9 protein-coding genes and 1 riboswitch are annotated in these 6,496 nt (G+C 73.5%); of the genes, 6 read left to right on the forward strand and 3 right to left on the reverse strand.

What is annotated here, in order from left to right:
- The first annotated feature begins 24 nt into the window (after positions 1-24).
- Both EAD96_RS30475 and EAD96_RS30480 read left to right on the forward strand, forming a co-directional pair.
- Positions 25-939, forward strand: coding sequence for a cation diffusion facilitator family transporter (locus EAD96_RS30475; protein ID WP_120568613.1), 915 nt, complete (start codon positions 25-27; stop codon positions 937-939).
- A 143-nt stretch (positions 940-1,082) separates the two neighbouring features.
- Positions 1,083-1,213, forward strand: a riboswitch (cyclic di-AMP (ydaO/yuaA leader).
- Between the two features lie 4 nt (positions 1,214-1,217).
- On the forward strand, positions 1,218-2,291 hold the full coding sequence (locus tag EAD96_RS30480; RefSeq protein ID WP_121686659.1) for a hypothetical protein: 1,074 nt from the start codon (positions 1,218-1,220) through the stop codon (positions 2,289-2,291).
- 23 nt (positions 2,292-2,314) lie between these two features.
- Here EAD96_RS30480 and EAD96_RS30485 read toward each other — a convergent pair whose 3' ends face one another.
- Positions 2,315-2,767, reverse strand: coding sequence for an SRPBCC family protein (locus EAD96_RS30485; protein ID WP_013287848.1), 453 nt, complete (start codon positions 2,765-2,767; stop codon positions 2,315-2,317).
- A 101-nt stretch (positions 2,768-2,868) separates the two neighbouring features.
- The gene (locus tag EAD96_RS30490; RefSeq protein ID WP_013287849.1) at positions 2,869-3,228 is read right to left on the reverse strand and encodes an STAS domain-containing protein; all 360 of its coding nucleotides are present in this window, start codon (positions 3,226-3,228) and stop codon (positions 2,869-2,871) included.
- A gap of 420 nt (positions 3,229-3,648) precedes the next feature.
- Between EAD96_RS30490 and EAD96_RS30495 the strand changes: the two genes are divergently transcribed.
- From EAD96_RS30495 to EAD96_RS30510, 4 genes are all read left to right on the forward strand, one after another.
- The gene (locus tag EAD96_RS30495) at positions 3,649-4,053 is read left to right on the forward strand and encodes a hypothetical protein (RefSeq protein WP_091421399.1); all 405 of its coding nucleotides are present in this window, start codon (positions 3,649-3,651) and stop codon (positions 4,051-4,053) included.
- Between the two features lie 161 nt (positions 4,054-4,214).
- Entirely contained in the window at positions 4,215-4,889 is a 675-nt protein-coding gene (locus EAD96_RS30500; RefSeq protein WP_121686660.1) for a BON domain-containing protein, read from the forward strand.
- A 59-nt stretch (positions 4,890-4,948) separates the two neighbouring features.
- Positions 4,949-5,446, forward strand: coding sequence for a redoxin domain-containing protein (locus tag EAD96_RS30505; protein ID WP_121686661.1), 498 nt, complete (start codon positions 4,949-4,951; stop codon positions 5,444-5,446).
- On the forward strand, positions 5,443-5,997 hold the full coding sequence (locus EAD96_RS30510) for a thioredoxin domain-containing protein (protein WP_121686662.1): 555 nt from the start codon (positions 5,443-5,445) through the stop codon (positions 5,995-5,997). Before EAD96_RS30505 ends, EAD96_RS30510 begins: the two co-directional genes overlap by 4 nt.
- Positions 5,998-6,000: 3 nt before the next feature.
- On the opposite strand, the gene EAD96_RS30515 is transcribed toward EAD96_RS30510, so the two are convergent.
- Positions 6,001-6,496, reverse strand: a 496-nt coding sequence (locus EAD96_RS30515) for a helix-turn-helix transcriptional regulator (protein ID WP_147457964.1), incomplete at its 5' end; no start/stop codon positions are given.

The following is a 6,496-nucleotide window of genomic DNA, read 5'->3' on the forward strand; positions in this document are numbered from 1 at the left end:
GTACGCGGCAGGGAGGGTGTTGGCGTGGGCGCAGGTCATGACCACAGCGGTGCGGTGGCCAACGCGGCACACCGCCACCGGGGCCGCCTCTGGGCCGCGTTCGCGCTGCTCGCCGCCCTGATGGTGGTCGAGGCGGTGGCCGCCTTCACCACCGGCTCGCTGGCGCTGCTCTCCGACGCCGGGCACATGTTCACCGACGTCCTCGGCATCGGCATGGCCCTCGCGGCGATCACCGCCACCCGCCGGGCCGGCACCGACCCGCAGCGCACGTTCGGGCTCTACCGGCTGGAGGTGCTCGCCGCCCTCGCCAACGCCGTGCTGCTCGGCGCCGTCGCCATCTACGTCCTGGTCGAGGCGGTACGCCGCTTCGGCGAGCCGCCGGAGGTGCTGGCCGGCCCGATGCTGGTGGTGGCGGTGCTCGGCCTGCTCGCCAACATCGTCGCGTTCGCGCTGCTGCGCGCCGGGTCGAAGGAGAGCATCAACCTGCGCGGGGCGTACCTGGAGGTGCTCGGCGACCTGCTCGGCTCGCTCGGCGTGATCGCCGCCGCCCTGGTCATCGCGGTGACCGACTGGTGGTGGGCGGACCCGCTGGTCGCCGTCGGGATCGGCCTGTTCATCCTGCCGCGCACCTGGCGGCTCGGCCGGGCCGCGCTGCGCATCCTGGTGCAGGCCGCGCCGGAACACCTCCAGGTGACCGCCGTGCACGACCGGCTGGCCGCCGTACCCGGCGTGGCCGAGGTGCACGACCTGCACGTCTGGACGCTCACCTCGGGCATGGAGGTGGCCTCGGCGCACCTGACCACCGACCCGGGCGTGGACCCGGCCGGCGTGCTGGCCGCCGCGCGGGCCGCCCTGCACGAGGACTTCTCCATCGATCACGCCACGTTGCAGGTCGAACCCGGAGCGTCGGCCGGAGTGTGCGGACAGACCGAGTGGTGATTAGGACACACTTAAATCACTGTGGCTAATGTAGTCTTATGCCGGTTTTGCCCCGCCTAGTGGCACTGCTCCACGGAGCCGTGCCCGGGCAGCGCCGGTAGTCTCGGTCGCGGCCGCACCCGCGGGCGCCACCGGCCCCGGTGGGGCGGCCGTCGCCTAATCGTCCGCAGGGACGAGCCGGGGAACCACGTACGTGGGGTGCATCCGCGTCAGCGGTAGGGATCTTCCGTCCCGAACCCGTCAGCTAACCCGGTCGGCGCTGACGGAAGGACGTGTGAATGCCCCCAGTGGCACCTGTACGACGGACGGCCGCCCGGTTGGCGGCCCTGCTCGTCGCGACGCTGACCCTCGGCGTCGCGACCGTTCCGGCCTCCCCCGCCTCGGCGGCACCCGCGACCGGCCTGCTCGCCGCCGCGCCCGGCGACGACGAGGGCGGCACGCCCGAACTGCGCGCCCAGCTCGACGCGGCCAGCAAGGGCTGGCTGGAGGCGAAGGCCGCGCTCAACCGGTCGGTGAACCGGCAGAAGCAACTCAACGAACAACTCAAGACGGTCGGCGCCGAACTGGCCGTTCGGGACGCCAAGGTCGGCGAGATCGCCGCCGTGGCGTACCGCAACGGCCGCCTCGGCACCGCCGGGGCGCTGCTCGGCAGCAGCAGCCCGGAGGGCTTCATGGACCGGGCCGCCGCGCTGGAGCAGGTCGCCGCGCACGAGGACCGCACGCTGCGCGACCTGATCGCGACCCGTGACGAGGCCACCCGCACCCGCACCGAGCTCGACGGCGAGATCCGCGAGCAGCGCAAGCAGGTGGCGGTGATGGGCAAGCGCAAGGAGCAGGCCGAGCGTGCCCTCGAGGTGGCGAACGACCGGGCCTCGCGCAGCAGCAGCGGCGGTGGCAGCGTCCAGGGCACCTCCAGCAAGAACGCGAAGCCCGCGCCGCGCAACTCGGACGGCTCCTGGCCGTCGGAGTCGTGCAGCGTCAACGACCCGACCCCGGCGAACGGCTGCATCACCCCACGCACGCTGCACGCGCTGCAACAGGCCAAGGCGGCGGGCTTCACCCGGTACGTCTCCTGCCACCGGCCCAGCGGCTCGGGTGAGCACCCGAAGGGGCGCGCCTGCGACTTCGCCGCGCAGAAGAGCGGCTTCGGCGGCGTGGCCACCGGCGGCGACCGGACGTACGGCAACAACCTGGCCGCGTACTTCGTGCGCAACGCCGACCCGCTCGCCGTGCTCTACGTGATCTGGTTCAAGCAGATCTGGCTGCCCAGCAGCGGGTGGAAGTCGTACAGCGGCGGCAACGGCGACCCGTCCAGCGACCACACCAACCACGTGCACCTGTCGGTGTACTGAGCGCGCCCTGGAGGGCGGCCGGATCAGGCCGGCCGGCCCTCCAGGGTCGCTCCGAGACGCGCCGCCAGGCCCAGGTGAGCCGCCCGGGCCTGGCGGAACGCGTACCCGAACAGCGGTGCCGGTGCGGTGAGCGTGATCTCCACGTCGATGCGTACCGTGCCGTCGGGCTCGTCGCGCAGGCGGGTGTGGTTGCGTACCGTCGTCGCGGGCTGCTGCCGCGCCACGGTGACCACCTCGTCCTCGCCGGCGATCAACACGTCCGCCTGGTACGTGACCGGGAAGTGCAGCGGGCCGAGTTGCAGCCGGTCGGTGATCGCGTAGCTGGCCAGCGCGCCCGGCCGGGCCGGCAGCTTCCGGACCCGGACGATCAGCGGATGCAGCTCGCCCTGGCGACTCAGGTCACCCAGTAGCGCCACCGCCTCGGCCCGGGTGCACCGGGCCTGCACGGTGTAGCTGAAGCTGTCGCTGCTCTGCAAGCGGGCCCCCTCGCCGTCGTGCGTCGCGACGATCGTCCCGTACCGACGCCGGACTGGCAACGGGTAGAAGGTCCCCTGGCAGCAGGGGGTGTGAACGGCGCTCAGGCGCCGGGCAGCACCTCGGGGGTGTCGTCGGCGAACCACGGCTCGGGCGCGCCGAACAGGCCGAGCAGGCCGGTCACCCAGAGCTGCCGGTGCACGAACCGGCTCGGCTCGGTGACCACCAGCTTGACGCCGCTGACCTCGCAGGTCTGGAAGCCCGCGACCATGGCGCTGATGCCGACCGAGTCGATGAACGTGACGAGCCGCATGTTCAGCTCGATCCGCGAGGGGCGGCCCTTCGCGAGCACTTCGGCGATCGCTTCCCGCACCTCGTACGCGGTGTCGACGTCGATCTCCCCACGGGGCGCGATCTGGACGACACCACCCGGCCGCACCGACTTCACGATCGACAGGCTCACGCGAGCACCTCCACTCGCCCATGACGGGCGCCTCATCAGTACGCGGGCCGCGACCGAGCGTATTCCTCCGACGGCCCGGTCGCCACCCCCCGGGATGAGCAATTCGCGAACTGGGCACACCTGGGCGTACCCAATCCGGACCTCCGGGTTCCAGTTTCCCCTTCAGGGCGGGCCGCGGCCAACCCTGCGGCCGGGCGGGCCCGGCCGATCCGCCGACCAGGGTAGCGGGCGCACGCACGTCCCGTGGGCACCGGTCCGGCGCGTTCGGGTGGTTCGTCCCGTTCGCTGCCCGGGCCGCCCGTGACCCGGACATGGTTTGCCAGGCGTGCCGGTGGGGCACTGCCCGAGACAGTGAACCCGCCGGATGGACACCGGAGTCCGAAGTGGCCGCCGGCCTTCGGCACCCGAGGAGGTAGAACGATGTTCGGATCCAACCTGCTGGACCGCCGGGGCAAGGCCGAGCGGGTCGCCGACCAGGCGTGGCAGCACCTGCTCTCCGCCGCCGGTTCCGCCGGTGACAGCGTGCGCGACGCCACCCGTACCGCCCGCCGCAGCTCCTCCGGCCTGGCCGACGACGCCACCGACCTGGTCGGCAGCGCCGCCGAGGAGGCACGCCGCCGGGCCGGTCTCGCGTTCGACGCGCTCGCCGGCCGCCGGCCCGCGCTGCCCTGGACGCTGCTGATCGCGGCGGCGCTCGCCGGCGCGGCGATCGGCTGGGCCGCCGGGACCGCGGCGCGCGCCGCCGGCAGCCGGGACCGCGCCGCGGACGAGATCGAGTTCGTGGACGTGGACCGGCCGAACTCCCCGGCCGGCCTGGACGGCTGACCCGCACAGTACGACGCGACGACGGCCGCTCCCGGGGCTCCCGGGAGCGGCCGTCGTGCTGCCTCACCCGGACCGGGCGAGGGCGGCTCACCCGGGACACGCGCAGGATCGCGGGTGCGGGACCACGTGCCCGCGCCGCGATCGACGGGAGGGAGAGCCGGATGGCCACCGACACGGTCACGCGTACCGACCGGGACATCCAGACCGCCGTGCTCGACGAGCTGACCTGGGAGCCGCGGGTCGGCCCGGACGAGATCGGGGTGACCGTCACCGAGGGCGTGGTGACGCTCACCGGCCGGGTGGACAGCTACGCCAAGAAGTGGGCCGCCGAGCGGGCCGCGCACCGGGTCACCCGGGTCCGTGCGGTCGCCAACGACCTCGCCGTCCGGATCGACACCGCGGCCGGGCGGGAGGACCCGGAGATCGCCGTCGCGGCCGTACGGGCGCTGGAGTGGGACGCGTTCGTGCCGATCGAGGCGTTGCAGGTGACCGTGGCCGACGGCTGGGTCACGCTGCACGGCGAGGTCGAGTGGGAGTACCAGCGGCGGGCCGCCGAACGCTCGGTCGCCCGGCTCACCGGCGTACGCGGGGTGAGCAACGGCATCGCCGTGCGCCCGGCGGTGCACGCCGACGGCCGCGACCTGGCCGAGCGGATCGTGGACGCGCTGGCCCGCAACCGCGCCACCGAGGCCGAGGAGGTCGACGTGCGGGTGCACGGCGACACGGTGCTGCTGGACGGGCAGGTCCACTCGGCCGGCGAGCGCGAGGAGATCGAGCGGGTGGTGTGGAACGCCCCCGGCATCCGGGAGGTGCACAACCACCTCGTCGTGCGCTGACCGGAACCACCCCGCCCGGGTGAGCCCGCCTCACCCGGGTCGCGGCCATGGTGGGAGGCATGAGTGATCCGAACGGGCTGATCACACCCGGGCAGACCGCGCCCGGGTTCACGCTGCCGGCGGCGCCGGACGGGCGCGAGGTGGGCCCCGGGCAGTTCCGGGGCCGTCCCGTGGTGCTCGCCTTCTACCCGGCGGACTGGTCACCGGTCTGCGGCGAGCAGATGACCCTGTACCAGGCCGCCCTGCCCGAGCTGGAGCGGTACGACGCGGTGCTGCTGGGCATCTCGGTGGACAGCGTCGACTCGCACCGGGCCTTCGCCGAGAGCCGGGGCATCCGGTTCCCGCTGCTCGCCGACTTCGAGCCCAAGGGTGAGGTGTCGCGCCGGTACGGCGCGTACGCGCCGAACGGGCAGTCGGAGCGGGCACTCGTGGTGGTCGCCCCGGACGGCCGGGTGGCCTGGAGCCACCTGTCCCCGCCCGAGGTGAACCCGGGCGTGGACGGGATCCTCGACGCGCTCGAGAGCCTGGACTCGGATCGGCGGGTGAGTGCCGGATGACCACGCCCCTTCAGGTCACCACCGCACGGCTGCGGATCCCGGTGACCGAACGCGACCATGTCCGCGGGCCGGTGGACGCGCCGGTCACGATCGTCGAGTACGGCGACTTCCAGTGCCGGTTCTGCGGTGCCGCGTACCCGAACCTGACCGAGGTGCTGCGCCAGCGGGCCGACACGGTGCGGCTGGCGTACCGGCACTTCCCGATCACCAACGTCCACCCGTACGCGGAGAGCGCCGCGGAGACCGCCGAGGCCGCCGCCGCCCGGGGCCGGTTCTGGGAGATGTACGACTGGCTCTACCAGCACCAGGACCAGCTCGACCCGGTGCACCTGTCGCTGGGCGTCGAGCAGATCGGCCTGTCGCCGGAGGAGATCGCCGGGGAGGTCGGCCGGCAGGAGTACGCCGACCGGGTCCGGCAGGACTTCGTCGGAGGCATCCGCAGCGGCGTCAACGGCACCCCGACGTTGTTCGTCAACGACGTCCGCCACGACGGCGGCTACGACCTGGCCGAACTGCTGGCCGTGGTGGACGCCGCCACCGACGACGGCTGACGGTCAGATCAACCGCAGCTCGCGCGCCCGCCGGACGGCGTCCCGCCGGCGGGTCGCGTCGAGCTTGCGGTAGATGTTGCGCACGTGCGTCTTCACCGTGTTGACCGACAGTGACAGCTCGGCGGCGATCTCCACGTTGGACAGGATGCTCTGCAGGTAGCGCAGGATGGTCAGCTCCCGCTCGGTGAGCGGCTCGTCGAGCGTCCGGGCCGGACCGTCGGCCGTCGCGGCCGCCGGTTGCGCGTCCACGCCCCGGACCAGCTCGCTCACCGTCGCCCAGTACGCGGTGCCGGAGTCCAGCCGCGCGGCGAGCAGGTCCCGTACCCCCGGGTCGGCCCGGGTGAAGACGCGCCGGAAGCCGTCCGGTTCGGCCAGTGCCAGCACCTCCTCCAGCAGCCGGCCGGCCCGCCGGGCGTCACCGGATGCGCCGGCGAGCGCCGCGTCGAGCAGCCCGGCGGGCCGGCCGGCTGCTGGAGGAGGTGCTGGCACTGGCCGAACC

The organism is Micromonospora sp. BL1 (assembly GCF_003667485.1).
Lineage (GTDB): Bacteria > Actinomycetota > Actinomycetes > Mycobacteriales > Micromonosporaceae > Micromonospora > Micromonospora tulbaghiae.